Source organism: Pradoshia sp. D12 (assembly GCF_008935075.1).
Classification (GTDB): Bacteria; Bacillota; Bacilli; order Bacillales; family Pradoshiaceae; genus Pradoshia.
On the sequence record NZ_CP044545.1, the window covers coordinates 1,612,042 to 1,627,253 of the forward strand.

Annotated in this window: 15 protein-coding genes; 11 read left to right on the forward strand and 4 right to left on the reverse strand. The window is 35.9% G+C overall.

Going from position 1 to position 15,212, the window contains the following annotated elements; genetic code table 11:
* Positions 1-29 precede the first annotated feature (29 nt).
* The 5 genes from F7984_RS07890 (at position 30) to F7984_RS07910 (ending at position 5,351) form a co-directional block, all read left to right on the forward strand.
* Positions 30-1,805, forward strand: a complete 1,776-nt coding sequence (locus F7984_RS07890; protein ID WP_225983715.1) for an ABC transporter ATP-binding protein — start codon at positions 30-32, stop codon at positions 1,803-1,805.
* 455 nt (positions 1,806-2,260) lie between these two features.
* Positions 2,261-2,473 (forward strand): DUF1659 domain-containing protein, encoded by a 213-nt coding sequence (locus F7984_RS07895; RefSeq protein ID WP_066099901.1) that lies wholly within the window; start codon positions 2,261-2,263, stop codon positions 2,471-2,473.
* A gap of 42 nt (positions 2,474-2,515) precedes the next feature.
* Positions 2,516-2,734 carry a DUF2922 domain-containing protein gene (locus tag F7984_RS07900; RefSeq protein ID WP_140461335.1) on the forward strand — a complete coding sequence of 73 codons (219 nt, stop codon included), beginning with the start codon at positions 2,516-2,518 and terminating at the stop codon, positions 2,732-2,734.
* A 74-nt stretch (positions 2,735-2,808) separates the two neighbouring features.
* Positions 2,809-2,958, forward strand: a complete 150-nt coding sequence (locus F7984_RS07905) for a YvrJ family protein (RefSeq protein ID WP_066099896.1) — start codon at positions 2,809-2,811, stop codon at positions 2,956-2,958.
* A gap of 320 nt (positions 2,959-3,278) precedes the next feature.
* Positions 3,279-5,351, forward strand: a complete 2,073-nt coding sequence (locus tag F7984_RS07910; RefSeq protein ID WP_375138404.1) for a catalase — start codon at positions 3,279-3,281, stop codon at positions 5,349-5,351.
* A gap of 65 nt (positions 5,352-5,416) precedes the next feature.
* On the opposite strand, the gene F7984_RS07915 is transcribed toward F7984_RS07910, so the two are convergent.
* A complete protein-coding gene (locus F7984_RS07915) occupies positions 5,417-6,790 on the reverse strand; it encodes an MATE family efflux transporter (RefSeq protein ID WP_225983684.1) in 1,374 nt (457 codons plus the stop codon).
* A gap of 178 nt (positions 6,791-6,968) precedes the next feature.
* Between F7984_RS07915 and fosB the strand changes: the two genes are divergently transcribed.
* The 4 genes from fosB to F7984_RS07935 all read left to right on the forward strand — a co-directional run bounded on the left by fosB (position 6,969) and on the right by F7984_RS07935 (position 11,110).
* Entirely contained in the window at positions 6,969-7,388 is a 420-nt protein-coding gene (gene fosB / locus F7984_RS07920; protein WP_140461336.1) for a metallothiol transferase FosB, read from the forward strand.
* Between the two features lie 334 nt (positions 7,389-7,722).
* The gene (locus tag F7984_RS07925) at positions 7,723-8,682 is read left to right on the forward strand and encodes a DMT family transporter (protein ID WP_140461337.1); all 960 of its coding nucleotides are present in this window, start codon (positions 7,723-7,725) and stop codon (positions 8,680-8,682) included.
* A 375-nt stretch (positions 8,683-9,057) separates the two neighbouring features.
* A complete protein-coding gene (locus tag F7984_RS07930) occupies positions 9,058-9,768 on the forward strand; it encodes a 6-phosphogluconolactonase (protein ID WP_066099884.1) in 711 nt (236 codons plus the stop codon).
* Between the two features lie 379 nt (positions 9,769-10,147).
* Complete coding sequence (locus F7984_RS07935; protein ID WP_066099880.1) at positions 10,148-11,110, forward strand: S8 family peptidase; 963 nt, start codon at positions 10,148-10,150, stop codon at positions 11,108-11,110.
* 191 nt (positions 11,111-11,301) lie between these two features.
* On the opposite strand, the gene F7984_RS07940 is transcribed toward F7984_RS07935, so the two are convergent.
* Positions 11,302-11,592, reverse strand: a complete 291-nt coding sequence (locus F7984_RS07940; RefSeq protein WP_066099877.1) for a hypothetical protein — start codon at positions 11,590-11,592, stop codon at positions 11,302-11,304.
* Between the two features lie 241 nt (positions 11,593-11,833).
* Between F7984_RS07940 and F7984_RS07945 the strand changes: the two genes are divergently transcribed.
* Positions 11,834-12,343 carry an LURP-one-related family protein gene (locus tag F7984_RS07945; RefSeq protein ID WP_066102213.1) on the forward strand — a complete coding sequence of 170 codons (510 nt, stop codon included), beginning with the start codon at positions 11,834-11,836 and terminating at the stop codon, positions 12,341-12,343.
* A gap of 59 nt (positions 12,344-12,402) precedes the next feature.
* Here the strand turns inward: F7984_RS07945 and F7984_RS07950 are convergent, their stop codons facing one another.
* Positions 12,403-12,666, reverse strand: coding sequence for a hypothetical protein (locus F7984_RS07950; protein WP_140461338.1), 264 nt, complete (start codon positions 12,664-12,666; stop codon positions 12,403-12,405).
* A 741-nt stretch (positions 12,667-13,407) separates the two neighbouring features.
* Between F7984_RS07950 and F7984_RS07955 the strand changes: the two genes are divergently transcribed.
* Positions 13,408-14,229, forward strand: coding sequence for an STAS domain-containing protein (locus tag F7984_RS07955; protein WP_140461339.1), 822 nt, complete (start codon positions 13,408-13,410; stop codon positions 14,227-14,229).
* A 64-nt stretch (positions 14,230-14,293) separates the two neighbouring features.
* Here F7984_RS07955 and zupT read toward each other — a convergent pair whose 3' ends face one another.
* Complete coding sequence (zupT, locus tag F7984_RS07960; RefSeq protein ID WP_066099864.1) at positions 14,294-15,103, reverse strand: zinc transporter ZupT; 810 nt, start codon at positions 15,101-15,103, stop codon at positions 14,294-14,296.
* Positions 15,104-15,212: the final 109 nt, after the last annotated feature.

Sequence of the window (15,212 nt, forward strand, 5' to 3'; positions counted from 1 at the left end):
AGCAGACGCAAACTCAAAAACAAGTGAATATGAGACCAGGTCACAGACATTCATTTGGGCCTAAAAGCAAGGCAAAACATCAAAAGGAAACGGTCCTAAGAATATGGACCTATCTTAAAAGGCGAAAATTAACACTGTATGCGTCAATCATATGCGTACTATTTTCGACTGTGTTCAGTTTGCTTGGTCCTTATTATATTGGTATCACAATTGATGAATATGTACTTGTTAAAGATGTAGATGGTTCTATTCGAATGACTTTGCTATTAGCCGTTATTTATATAGCAGGTGCGATTCTTACCTGGCTCCAGCAAAACTTGATGATACATATTTCATTAAAAACGATTCGGACAATTAGAGAAGAATTATTTTCAACCCTGCATACATTAAGCCTCCGATTTTTTGATAAACGCTCATCCGGCGATTTAATGAGCCGGGTAACCAACGATATTGATAATTTAAATAATGCATTAAGCCAAAGTGTAGTCCAGATTTTTTCTTCCTTACTGACAATCATTGGTGTCTCAATCGCCATGTTTGCATTAAATTGGGTGTTGGCTATTGTCTCATTTCTTGTGATACCCCTTATGATTTTTACATCCAAAAAGATTATCCAAGTGAGCAGCCGTAATTATGCCAAGAGGCAGCAAAATTTAGGTAACCTGAATGGGTATGTAGAAGAAGCAATAAGCGGCAAAGAGGTCATCACTCTTTTTGGACGAGAGCAGGAGACTATCAAGGAGTTTAAAAAGATCAATGAGGACTTGCGTGAATCGGCTATACAGGCTGATACATATGGTGGTTTTCTCGGCCCTGTCAATAACTTTATCAATAATCTCGGCCTTAGCTTGATTATTGGTACTGGGGCCATCATGTCGGTGCATGGGCTGACAACAATAGGTGTAATCGCTGCTTTTGTTACGTATTCAAGATTATTTTTCAGACCGATCAATCAGTTATCCAATTTGATGAATACGATTCAATCCGCTATAGCAGGAGCTGAGCGTGTGTTTGAGATAATGGATGAAGTACCTGATTTAAAGAATAAAAGGGGAGCTATACCAGCGACTTCTATAAAAGGGAATGTCCGATTTAAAGGTGTTCGATTTGGCTATGAGAAAGAGAAGGAAATTATAAAAGGTATTTCCTTAGAAGCTAAAAGCGGACAAACCATAGCATTGGTAGGCAAAACTGGTTCAGGAAAAACGACTATTATTAATCTGCTATCAAGATTCTATGATCGATTAAGCGGTGAAATATGGATTGATGACAGATTAATAGAGGATTATTTAGTCGAAGATTTAAGAAAAAGGATAGGAATCGTTCTACAGGAAACATATTTGTTTTCTGGAACAATCATGGAGAATATCCGTTATGGTAAACTGGATGCCTCTGATGAGGAGGTCATTCGAGCTGCTAAGATTGCTGCTGCACACCAGTTTATTAAACATTTGCCAAATCAATATAATACAGTCATCACATCGGGTGGTATCAACTTAAGCCAGGGTCAAAGGCAATTAATCTCGATTGCACGAGCGGTTTTAGCAGATTCAGATATTTTAATATTGGATGAAGCCACTTCAAGTATTGATACACGCACAGAAATAGCCATTCAAAACGGAATGAAGAATTTGACTAAGGGTCGTACAACCTTTGTAATTGCACACCGCTTAAAAACAATCGAGAATGCTGACTGTATATATGTCATCGATGATGGGTTGATTGTGGAACATGGAACTCATAACGAGCTTATTCAAAATAAAGGGTATTATCACAGACTATATGAAAGCCAATTCACGACTTGATTTCACTATATAATATGCTTTTCAAAAGAAGAGCAATGGATTTACTTCCGTTGCTCTTTTTTCGTTCAAACTGGAGTCAAGATCCTCACTTCAAACGAATGAGAAGCAATAACGAATAGTGGGAGACTAGCGGATTAGTTCAACTGACGCTAGAGCCCTGCACCGAGCATGTATACTATCTTGCTTTCGGTCTTACAATTACATTCATCAGTACAGGGATATTTCTGCCAAGAATAAAACTGTACTTTACTTCCAAAAAAGTACAAATTGCATTCAAAAAAGAAATTTATAATAGGAAGAATGATTGCCTAATATCATAAACAGCACGATATCGAGATAAATACATCGGTTGCCGAGAAATACCAAACTAGTTAAGAATAGAGAAATAATATTTTTATAGATGCTCCTTTTTAGTTTCTTTATTTATATATAAGAGGTGAAAAGGAGGTGAGAACATGGAAAATCAATTCTTAGAGTTAACAAAGCTGCAAATTGAATTTGTTGTTGGGGTCGATGCACAAGGGGAACCAATCACCCAGAAAAGAACACTATCCAATATTAATAATGGGGCGGATGGTGAAGCATTAAAACGATGTGCAAATGCGATTATCTCTCTTCAAGTCCATGAAGTAGCAGGAGTAAGGCGCTTGGATACTTGGCAAATCTAGTATCGGTAGAAGGGAATATCGGATAGAAAGGAGGGGCTACAGATGGAAAATGTTCTAGAATTATATTTTCTAACAGAAGAAGGTAAAACTGCTAAACTATCAATTGATAACCCAAAAATGCCAGTTGACCAAGAAGCGGTTAGACAGGCAATGGATATCATTATTGAATCGAAAGTATTCTTAACAAAATCAGGTTTTTACGTTAGTAAAGAAGAAGCACAGTTAGTTGAAACAGCAAAAACCGAATATTCATTTGTGTAATTGATGAACAGATGGCTAATCCAAATAAGCTGGATTAGCCATTTTTTAAGGATTGAGCGAGGAGGTGGCAATCCGTGAACGATTTAATTCCGTTAATTAAAGATGTGGGTTTTCCTATTGTGGTAACCGTTTATCTTTTATACCGTATTGAAGGGAAGCTGGAGATGCTGAATAATTCCATACAATCATTGCCTTTAATGCTTAGTGAACTGATCAAAAAATAATTATAAGGCTTGCCATCAGTAAGAATGGCAAGCTTTTTTTATTGGGCCATCACTCATTGCGAATACTAAGTGCCAGTGTAGTAAGTGCAAGTGATACGTATGAAATAACAACCGCTTTCAACACCAATACAGCTCTCTGGCTTCGGCTTTCTAGTTTTATCCTATATGTTTTATTTTCTACCTAATTAACATTTCTATATTAATTCCTTTTAACTTTTTAAGGTTTAAAAATAATGAATCAGTGGTATTTTTTGAAAAATGTGTATTTTTATATATGTTTATGTATATATGAAACCATTAGACAAAGAGATGAGGTAGAGATGATGGCTGATAACCATATTCAAAACAAAAAAGACAAGCAATTAGATGATTTTAGAGTGGATAATAGTGAAAAAAAATTAACAACCAATCATGGTGTACGAGTTTCTGAAGATGAACATTCTTTAAAAGCGGGTGACCGTGGACCGACTCTCATGGAGGATTTTCATTTTCGGGAAAAAATGACGCATTTTGACCATGAGAGAATTCCGGAACGAATTGTCCACGCTCGTGGTTTTGGTGCACATGGTTATTTTCAGGTGTATGAACCAATGACGAAGCTGACCAAAGCAAGTTTTTTGCAGGATCCATCTAAAAAAACACCAGTCTTTGTACGATTTTCCACTGTGGCAGGCTCCAGGGGATCTGCTGATTCTGTAAGGGATGCCCGTGGATTTGCAACCAAATTTTATACGGATGAAGGTAATTTTGATCTCGTAGGAAATAATATTCCTGTATTTTTCATTCAGGATGCGATTAAGTTTCCAGATTTAGTTCATTCCTTTAAGCCTGAGCCACACAATGAGATGCCTCAAGCAGCAACAGCCCACGATACTTTTTATGATTTTGTTGTAAATAATACTGAATCTGCACATATGGTTCTATGGACGAACTCTGATAGGGGTATACCTAGAAGCTATCGGATGATGGAAGGGTTTGGTGTCCATACATTTAGACTTGTAAATGAACAAGGAGAAGCCCATTTTGTTAAATTCCATTGGAAACCAATACTTGGGGTCCATTCTCTTGTCTGGGATGAAGCGCAAAAAATCGCAGGTAAAGATCCTGATTTTCATCGTCGTGATTTATATGAAGCGATTGAAATGGGAAATTATCCAGAGTATGAGTTTGGTATTCAGGTAGTTAAGGAAGAAGATGAATTTAAGTTTGATTTCGATATACTGGATCCTACTAAAGTGTGGCCAGAAGAACTCATACCTGTACAGAAAATAGGTAAAATGACGCTTAATAAAAATGTGGATAATGTATTTGCGGAAACGGAACAGGCGGCATTCCATATTGGTCATATTGTACCGGGAATTGATTTTACCAATGATCCATTATTACAGGGGCGTCTATTCTCTTATACGGATACACAGCTGTTAAGGCTTGGGGGACCGAACTTCCAACAAATTCCGATTAACCGCCCGATTTCACCCGTACACAATCACCAACGTGACGGATATCATCAAATGCGTATCGATAAAGGACAGGTTAGCTACAATAAAAATGGGTTAGCCAATAATTCTCCATCACCGGCCTCTCCTGAAGAAGGCGGTTTCGAGCATTATCAGGAAAAGGTAGATGGATCTAAAGTTCGGAAGAGAAGTGAAAGTTTTAAGGATCACTACAGCCAAGCTAAATTATTTTGGAACAGCATGTCTTCAGTAGAAAAACAACATATCATCGATGCATTCCGCTTTGAGCTTGGTAAATGTCTAAGTAAGGATATCCAACAACAAGTTGTTAATATGTATGCGAATGTGGATCATTATTTGGCTGAACAAATTGCGATTGGTTTAGGTCTTGAGGTACCATCAAATACTGAAGTTAAAGAATCAAAAGTAATTGATTCATCACCTGCACTCAGTCAATTGAATACAACCATGGGTGCCGCGACAAGAAAGGTTGCTGTCCTTGTCCATAATGGATTTGATGGAATTGATTTAAAACAGGCGCTGGTAGCCTTTGAGGAGGCTGGTTTAATTGCTGAAATTGTTTCTGAGAACCAAGGAGAAATAACTAGCGCTAATGGAGCTGTGTTAAAGGTAGACCAGACGTTTTTGACAACAGATTCAGTTTTATATGATGCTGTCTATCTTGCTTCGGGTCAACATAGTGTAGATGCTCTAAAAACGATCAACAAGGTGAATGAGTTTATAATGGATGCATTCAATCACTTTAAAGCAATAGGTGCCCCAAAAGAAGCTGCAGATTTGGTTGCTCCATTTATCCGGACATCTAATGGAGCTGCCGGTATTATTACCTCGGCTTCTGATGAACCAATAAATAAGTCAGTTGAGCAGTTTATTGAAGCGGTTGCTAAGCATCGCCACTGGGATCGTATTCAATAAGAAAGTTCAAATATTGATTAAAAAGCCTCTAATCCACAACAACGGATTTAGAGGCTTTTTGTCAGTTAGGAAATATGAATAGGATCTTGTTTTTTTGTCTGATGAGCGAATTTTTTCTCCCATGGACGGCTGTGCCAGCGTTTGACTGCAAAGATTGCACGGAACCATTCGTCAATTCCCTGAGCAATCCATATTCCGAGTAAACCAAGCCCGAATGTAATGCCAAACAAATACCCGAAACCTACAGTAAATGTCCACATAGATAAAATGCCGATAATGACTGGGAAACGAACATCCCCTGCTGATTTTAATGAGCTCATTAAAACAATGTTGACAGCTCTGCCAGGTTCAACAAAGGCAATTCCCCAGAGAACAGGCAAAGCAATCGCTAAAATGGCCGCATTAGATGTAAATAACTCAATCAATGAATTTCCCATTAGTGCAAATGTCAGTGACACAGCTGTAGAGGCAAATACAGCTATTTTTACGGTTTTCATTCCTCTTTTTAAGGCCTGATCAAAGTGACCGCCCCCTATATATCTTGCAACCAACAGTTGTGTTCCCTCGCCAATCGCAACGCTGAATAAATAACAGAGCATTGTAATATTCGTTAAATAAACACGTGCAACTAATGAAGCATCACCGAGGGTGGCAACGAAAGCAGTTACCAACAGCTGTGAAAAATGATAGGATAAATTTTCACCGGCAGAGGGAATACCTATTTGAAAAAGATTTTTCATGTCTTCAGTGTTAATATGAAATAAATCACTTAATCGGAAGCGCAATGCAAGCTCTTTGGCAACGATCATTATTAAAGCGACCACTGCAAAACTTCGAGCAATAACCATCGTCCATGAAACACCAGTCACACCGGTTATCGGAAGATTGAATACTCCGTAAATACTAATGACATAGCCTAGTGTACTGATAATATTCATAAAGAGTGAAACATACATAGGTTCCTTTGTTCTTCCATGGCTCCTGAGAATAGCGCTTAGAACAAGTGAAATTGACTCAAGAAATAAAGAAAATCCAACAATCCTTATGAATAGAAGAGCATAGTCATAAACCTCTCCGCTAATGTCAAATAAATTCAATAAACTCTGCCCGAAAATAACTACAATAAGAGATATGAGGACACCAAACCATACATTAATGCTAAATGCAGATCTTGATAATTGTCTTGCTTTATCAAGACGCTGTGCCCCGATCCTTTGTCCAATTAAGATCATCGCACCAATAGAAGAGACATTAAAAACTAAGATAAAAATACTTATTAATTGGTTGGCGACACCTACTCCTGCTGCAGCTAGGTCAGAATAATGTCCAAGCATCAATGTAGCCAGTAACCCCATTGCTATATGTAAGCTAAGCTCTATAAATAAAGGCCATGATATAGAAAAAAGCGATTGATTTTTTAAATTTTCTGTATTTACCAATCCGTCTGACTCCTTTAGTTTAAATTAAACACCTAATAAATCATTCTATAATACTTTACCATTATATGTATAGAAGAGATTATGAAAACATGAGTTTTATCTTTTGGAAGTATCTTTTATCTGGGGGATTTGGTTCGTTTTCAAGTATAATGAACCAAAAACAAAGGGTGAATAAAGGATGAATATAAAAGGGATTAATCATTTGTTATTTTCCGTATCCAATCTGGATCAATCCATTTTATTTTATGAACAAGTGTTCGAAGCGAAATTACTTGTAAAAGGGAGAACAACTGCATATTTTAATTTTAATGGTTTATGGTTAGCATTGAATGAAGAAAAAATGATACCTCGGAGGGACATAGAATATTCATATACCCACATAGCTTTCTCCGTAGAAGAAGCAGATTTCGATGAGTGTATAAATCACTTAAAAAAGTTAAACGTGAATATTCTTCCAGGAAGAATAAGAGATCTAAAAGATCAGCGATCCGTTTATTTTACTGATCCTGATGGACATAAATTTGAGTTCCATACTGGGAATCTTGATGATCGTCTTTCCTATTATAAAGAAGCGAAAACCCATATGAAGTTTTTTTAGTTGATGTGAAAGCAGCTTAAAGTAATCATTATTCTATATTTATTAAGCTTGGATGCCAATGATAATGTATTCACGCAGCATTTAAAAAAAGATAAAATGTTTGAAACTTGTTCCTTAATTCTAACTTTTTTGCCGTTACGAATATTACACGTTTCATAGATAAACGTTTGAGGAAAAGAATGATTTTCTTGTTATTAGAAGGTTGTTAATAATTCCAAATGTACATTTTATTTTACCTACGCATCTTTTACATTTGTAAAACCTTTTATAATAGATGGTTTAAGAGAAAGGCATAGCCATTTTGAGAAGAATTTAGTATAGGGAGTTGATGTGAGTGCAATCCATATTGTTAGGTATATTGGCATCTTTTTTCTTTGCGGTGACATTTATACTAAACAGGTCAATGGAACTCTCAGGAGGTAGCTGGCTTTGGAGTGCGTCATTGCGCTATATTTATATGATTCCATTTTTAATGGCAATTGTTTATTTCCGAAAGAATTTATGGCAATTGTTTGTTATTATGCGAGAAAACTTAAAGGCATGGTTTTTTTGGAGCTTTATTGGTTTTGGGATGTTCTATCTGCCTTTATGTTTTGCTGCAGCATATTCTCCAGGGTGGCTTACAGCAGGAACCTGGCAAATTACAATAGTGGCAGGTACTTTATTGACACCATTGTTTTTTGAATTTAAAGAGGGGATTTATTCAAAAAAAGGTATCATACCTAAAAAGCAATTGTTTTTCTCATGCTTTATTTTACTGGGGATTTTATTGATACAGATGGAAAATATGAATCAGTTAACAATAAAGGAATTCTTATTTGGTTTTATCCCAATCCTGATAGCAGCATTTGCTTATCCATTAGGAAACCGTAAAATGATGGAAATTACAAAAGGTCGGTTGGATGCATATCAACGAGTACTAGGAATGACCATAGCCAGCTTACCTCTTTGGATTATCGTCTCCCTTCTGGCGCTGTCTACAGTTGGACCACCAAGCCCTATGCAAAATATTCAAACATTGATAGTTGCTATTTCTTCAGGAGTCATTGCCACCGTTCTATTTTTTAAAGCAACCGATCTCGTTAACCGTGATATGAAAAAGATGGCAGCGGTGGAGGCCACTCAATCCATGGAAATTTTGTTTGCTTTAGCAGGAGAGATGATAATCTTATCTATTTTATTTCCGTCCATCTCGGCTATGATTGGAATATTTATTGTCATGTTTGGATTAGTCTTGCATAGCTTAAGTTCTGTTGAGAAGAAAGAGAATACGATTACTGCAAAAGAAATATAAAAAGGTAGAAATATATAAATAGTAATCCTTCTAAAATGTTAATTCTGCTGAAATTGACATTTTTTCTTTTTTTATCTCCTAGTAAGACTTTATTCTGATTAATTTAACAAAAATTTCAGACATCTTTCTTGCCTAGGAGGATGGAAGCATTGTATTATTGGAAAGGTAGTTTGATAAAACCAACAATTTCTTATAACTTCTAACTTCAATACAGTTTATAACCTCCTCTGTTTAGTACATAAATGATTACTTACTCCGCCTCTGTACTTTCTCTTAAATTTCACAAATTGGACTAGTTAATGAATGACTGAATAGAAATACATCTTTAGGATAATGAATTAAATGCTTAAATATTGGAAGGAGTATTGTGAGAAAATGAACTATACAATTTTTAAAGATTACGAAGAAATGTCCACATCCGCGGCTGAAATAATCATACAAGAAATCAATGAAAAACCAAACCTTTTTATAGGTCTCCCTGCAGAAAATAGTCTAAGGCGAGTATTGGAGATATTAGCGAACCAATATTCATTGGGGTTGGTTGATTTTTCAGAGTGCCGTTTTGCAGTTATGTATGAATGGATGGGCAGAAGCACTTATGATGAAGGCAGCTGCAATCAATTCCTCTATAAAGAATTTTTTTCTAAAGTTAATGTCAAAGCTTCACAATTGGTTTTTTTTAACGGAAAATCTGAGATACCTCATAAGGAATGTAAGAGAATTGACAATGATATTATTAAAAACGGGGGATTAGATTTAGTCCTATTGGGAATTGGCGGAGATTGCAAGATTGGTTTTATTAGTCCCAGTAGTTCTTTTTCTTGTTATTCACATGTTCGCCGCATAGGAGATAAGGATTATTATAATCAGTCTGATACACAGGATCTGCCTGCAGCTTACTTGGTAGGATATAAACATATAATGGGAGCACGGGAAGTTATTGTGTTGGCGAATGGTTTGCATAAAGCGCAAATAATCAGGAAAACGTTAAAGGAGAATTTACATTTACATACACAAAAGAAAGTTTTACACCAAAATACAACTTTCTTATTAGATCAGGAAGCTGGAAGCTTATTAAGGGTTTAAAAAACGTACATGGTATAAAAATCAATATTAAGTAAAATAATCAGTCAGCTTTATTACATACCATTTTCTGAATATTCATTATACTGTTTATCGGTTTTGAATCAGTGAAGAGGTCGGATAATCGTTTTTTGTATTAGTGATAAAATACGATTTTGTCTTTCATTTTTGAATCACGCCCATTGTTACACTCAGGTTAATTATAATGTTAACTTGTCAAATTATAACGATTGATAAGTAGTAACCATGAATCATGAATAATTATGTAAATAAGCTAATTAAAAATCAGTGCGAATGTACCTATGATATTTTTATATATATTGTTAAAATATGGGTAACAACTGGTACCGGCTTCAAATTAATCTCAAGTGGAGGAGATAAGATGAAGAGAGAAGTGCAAGTTATACCATATCATATTGATCAACAGCTTGATTCAGTCAATGAGGTGCCAAAGGGCATTGAAATGATTGAAGCCCCTGAAATCTGGAATGTTACGATGGGTGAAGGTGTAACCATTGCAGTGTTGGATACTGGTTGTGATGTGAACCATCCTGATTTGGCAAAGCAAATTATTGGCGGCCGGAATTTTACTACAGACGATGATAGTGACCCTGATAAATTCCAGGATTATAACGGGCATGGTACACATGTGGCGGGAACAATTGCAGCCACGCAAGATAAAAGTGGGGTAGTTGGGGTTGCTCCAGCTGCCAAGCTGCTTATTCTGAAAGTATTGGATAAGGATGGCTTCGGTGAATATGACTGGATTATTAACGGGATTCTTTATGCAATCGAGCAAAAAGCAGATATTATTTCTATGTCTCTAGGGGGAACAGAAGATGTACCTGAGCTGCATGAAGCAATTAAGAAGGCAGTAATGAATAATATTGCAGTTATTTGTGCCGCAGGCAATGATGGAGATGGTAATGAAGAGACGGAAGAGCTTTGCTATCCGGCAGTTTACAACGAAGTCATCAGTGTTGGCGCAATTGATCTCGAACACCGGTCATCCCGATTCTCTAATTCGAATAAGGAGATTGATTTGGTAGCACCTGGTGAGAAAATTCTATCCACTTATTTGAACGGAAAATATGCGACTTTAAGTGGAACATCTATGGCTACGCCTCATGTGGCAGGAGCAATGGCTCTTATTAAGGTTATGACCAATAACAGCTTTGAACGTAACTTAAGTGAGCCGGAAATATATGCACAATTAATAAAGAGAACAATACCGCTTGGGAACTCACCTAAATTAGAGGGAAATGGCTTGCTGTATTTGACAGCCCCTGACTATTTAACAGAGCTGGTTAATAAACTGTCCTTAGATGATGCTATAAATATGTAGATTGTTGACAGTACAAAAGTATTCTTGAATCGTTAAAAAGATTTATGATGCGAATGAGAAGATTTGAAAAGCTTCATTATAACAGTGATAGTAAGATTGGCCGCGTAACCATAAAAAGGACCGCCACACTGAATAGCTAGCTCAGTATGGCAGTCCTTTCGTTTATGTAGGAAATGGATTAGCATTCTTTTTTAATGATGACGATTGATATGGTTTGTGTTGAAGATGCGCCAGCCTCTGTGAGTCAATGCGCCAATAAAGGAAATGAAGAGGAGAGCGCCAGTCCAAATTTCAAATTGTTCAGGAACATAGTTGAAAACGGAAAATGCTAGATTCTCAACTTTAAGGCTAAAAGATAAAATAAGTACAAACAAGCCTATCATTAACAGTTCTTTAAATAAATTAATAAGTTTAATGTTGTTCTGATCCCAGCGAATAAGAAAGAGAGCAATCGCTAGGGCGCCAAATAAATTCCAATCCAATGTCTCCACTCCTTTATTAGTTATTCTTTTAATATATGAAAAATGATTGGTGGGCAGGGCGGATAAAGGGCTTCATTAACGAATGCCAATCATTTAGGGGTACATCGTGAAAATGGATAATTTTGTATTCATTATAAAGGTAGACAAACTTCAGTGGCAATATATATTTTAAGGCAGGAATACGGTTTTAGATGTAGAAATGTTAATGAAGAGGGAATTAAGAATGTCAGGGAGTGGCAATATGGATTATAAGAATTTATACTTTACAGATAGTTTTTTTTCATCTGGCCAAAAAGATATTTATACAAGGGATGAACACATTGTTGGTAAATTAGATTTAAAAAGTGCCTTTACTTCCACAATCGATGTATTAGATTTGAAGGGAAATATTTTGATTAGCGGCAAATTCCCGCTTTTCAGCAACAGGTGGATCGTTACAAATCAAGAGGGGGATGAACTTGGCTTCGTACGTGCAAGATTTAGCTTTTTTGCCAAAAAATACGAGTACACAGCTCATAACCGGGGAGTATTCCGCATTGATTCAGAAACCTTTTCCAAAAGATATGAAATCCTCAGTGAAAAAGGAAAGCAAGTTGGCCGATTTAGAAAAGTCAACTCCATCTTATCAAGTCCTGCCTATGAATTATCTAAAACTTCCAATGAAATCGAAATAGGTGAAATGATAGCTGTTGTCATGGGTGTAAATGCTATTCAAAAAAGGAGTCATTCGGCTGCGAACAGTACCGTATAAACGAGAGATTACTCTTTAAAACTTTAATTGATAGAACTAAAAGAGTAAATAGAGGTGACTTAGCCAGACTGATTGAACGCGATAATAATTGAAGTGCCTCCAATAAGTAATTGAACAATAAAGTTGAAGGCACCATGATAGGTTTTTAATATATCTAATTGGATAATCTTAATAAGTGTTATCATGGTAATAATGGGACAGACAAAATAAGCGAGCTGGGAAAAAGAAAATGTCCAATCCTGAAGTAAGGACTCTGTTAATAAGGGTAAAAGGATAAATAAATTCATAGCTGTGACTCCATATAAGGATTTTATCGTTATCATCCTTAACCTCCGTTAAAAATTTTCATAATCCATATTAGTATATGATTGAATTTACAAAAAAGTAGTAGAAATTAAGAGTAACAATTTTTAATCAAACAAATGCTATGAGACTAAAATGAACTCTGTAAGCGAGATTATATGGGTTCATTCTAGTTTTTTTTATGTTCTTCTAAGTGACCAACGATTCGTTCCAGAATACTAACCCTTCATGACTTTTCTTTTTTAAAGGCTGTTTTCGTGATGGTTATACCAAATGGGGGTTGATATATTAAGCTTAAAGAGGGAATAACGATATTTTTTATAGTAGACTGAAGATCCGTTAGCATATTTAAGTTGTTGCAACTTAATATTTGATAACTGCCTCAATTGGTTTCGCTGGCTTAAATTAGGAAAGAGTTTAGGTGTGGAAAACACGTATAGACACAACTACATACAAGCTCAAAAATGTCAAAGATCCCCAATATCTTTTATACATTGAATCCCCCATCTAATTAAAATACTACAAGTATTTATATCACATTTCTCTTCGTATTTATTGGATTTTTTTCACTTTCCTTTGACTACTAACAACAAACTATACGAGAAGCCTTTATAAAGGGTAAAATCCTTTGTAGCTTTTCTGTCATACGAATTAATAAGATGACCTATTAAATACTTTAGAAAGGAAGAGTTAATATTTTACGATTTTTGAAGTGTCTGATAAAATTTATGTAGCCAGACGACTATAATAGGAGGGATAGAATGGATACAACCTTGGATAAAGCTGCCATGATCAAAGAATATATCGTGGAAAATCGCCAGCCCTTTAGCGATATGTTATTATCTGAAGCAGTAAATGTCAGGCGGAAAATAGAAGAAATCTTACTGATTGGCAATATTGATTTGATAAATAACGCCCATAAACTGGTTATATACGTTCTTGACCAGGAGAAGAAAGAAGTTATTGATTTTGCTAAGCAAGAAGGCATAGCTTGGGCTACTCATTCCCTTACTTTGAATTTTAAATTGGAATGGGTACAGGCAATAAGAAGAACGATGTGGGCATTTATCAATCAATTTGTTCAACAATCAGAAGAATCTTTTAATATGGAAGATTTTTTTATTATGGAAAAACAAATTAACAATCAAATTGATAGTTTCTTGAATACTTTCTTTATCAGCTATTCGAATTATAAAGATATATTAATTGAAAAGCAGACTAAAATGGTTGAAAATTTATCCGTCCCGATTATACCGATCACACCGACGATTTGTATCTTACCACTAATCGGTGTATGGGATGATAATAGGTCCAAAATTATAGAAAAGAAAGCGTTACAGGCAGTTGGAGAACACCATATCCAAACCTTAATTATTGATTTATCCGGTATAGCTGAGATGGATCCTGATGTTATTGATCAACTAATGAAGTTAATTGAGGGTACTTCAATGATGGGGTGTGAATCCATTATCACAGGACTTCGCCCCGATATTGTACAGCAAATTATCCATATGGGGATTAATTTTGAAAACAAAGCTACTACAATGGGCAGTCTTCAACAAGCTATCAAAAGATTTCTTTAAAACTTTTAAGTAAAAGAAAAGTAGGCCCTGAAAATTCAGGACCTACTTTTTTTGAAATAGCTGGTTAAATAAATAATAATAAACTAATTGCCATTAACGCCATCCCTGCTATCAACCCATAAATGGCATGGTGACCTTCATCATACTTTTTAGCTGCAGGTAATAATTCATCCAACGAAATGAATACCATAATCCCTGCAACCGCCGAAAAGATAATTCCAAACAACATATCAGTTAAGAATGGCATTAACAGTAAGTAAGCTACTAGAGCACCGACTGGCTCTGCCAATCCGGAGAGAAATGAAAGTTTAAAGGCTTTTCGTTTGTCCCCGGTCGCAAAATAGATAGGCACGGCAACCGCTATCCCCTCGGGAATATTGTGAATAGCGATGGCGACTGCAATAGCAATTCCTAAGCCAGGATCCTGTATTGCTGATGTAAATGTAGCGATACCTTCCGGGAAATTGTGAATACCAATTGCCAAAGCGGTAAACACACCCATTTTCATAAGCTCATCACTATGAATTTCACTTCGCGGCTTATTCATGTCCTCCACTTTTTTTGGTTCATGAGGATTCCCTTGCTTTGGGATAAAACGGTCAATTAAGGCGATAAGTAAGATACCGCCAAAAAAACCAACCACAGTCATTGTATAGCCCTTTTCATAACCTAAAGCACTGACAAGAGAATCTTTTGCCTTAACGAAAATTTCAACCATTGAAACATAAATCATGACTCCGGCAGAAAAGCCCAGTGAAACGGATAAAAACACTTTATTGGTACGAGATGTTAACAGAGCAATCAAGCTCCCGATTCCTGTTGCTAAACCAGCCATGAGTGTTAATGCAAAGGCAAATAAAATAGTTTGATCCATTATGAAAACCTCTCTAACCTTATAACTTAAACATAGTGTACCTTTTTGAATCAAGTAAAATCAAAATATAACTCTATAGATTATAATTCTATACTTTAATTAATATGTT

Bases quoted from the DNA above. Each gene is read 5' to 3' on its own strand.
- F7984_RS07900 (WP_140461335.1), top strand. From the start codon at position 2,516: ATGGAAAATGTTCTAGAATTATATTTTCTAACAGAAGAAGGTAAAACT.
- F7984_RS07890 (WP_225983715.1), top strand. From the start codon at position 30: ATGAGACCAGGTCACAGACATTCATTTGGGCCTAAAAGCAAGGCAAAA.
- F7984_RS07955 (WP_140461339.1), top strand. From the start codon at position 13,408: ATGGATACAACCTTGGATAAAGCTGCCATGATCAAAGAATATATCGTG.
- zupT (WP_066099864.1), bottom strand. From the start codon at position 15,103: ATGGATCAAACTATTTTATTTGCCTTTGCATTAACACTCATGGCTGGT.
- fosB (WP_140461336.1), top strand. From the start codon at position 6,969: ATGAATATAAAAGGGATTAATCATTTGTTATTTTCCGTATCCAATCTG.
- F7984_RS07945 (WP_066102213.1), top strand. From the start codon at position 11,834: ATGGATTATAAGAATTTATACTTTACAGATAGTTTTTTTTCATCTGGC.
- F7984_RS07910 (WP_375138404.1), top strand. From the start codon at position 3,279: ATGATGGCTGATAACCATATTCAAAACAAAAAAGACAAGCAATTAGAT.
- F7984_RS07930 (WP_066099884.1), top strand. From the start codon at position 9,058: ATGAACTATACAATTTTTAAAGATTACGAAGAAATGTCCACATCCGCG.
- F7984_RS07950 (WP_140461338.1), bottom strand. From the start codon at position 12,666: ATGATAACGATAAAATCCTTATATGGAGTCACAGCTATGAATTTATTT.
- F7984_RS07895 (WP_066099901.1), top strand. From the start codon at position 2,261: ATGGAAAATCAATTCTTAGAGTTAACAAAGCTGCAAATTGAATTTGTT.
- F7984_RS07935 (WP_066099880.1), top strand. From the start codon at position 10,148: ATGAAGAGAGAAGTGCAAGTTATACCATATCATATTGATCAACAGCTT.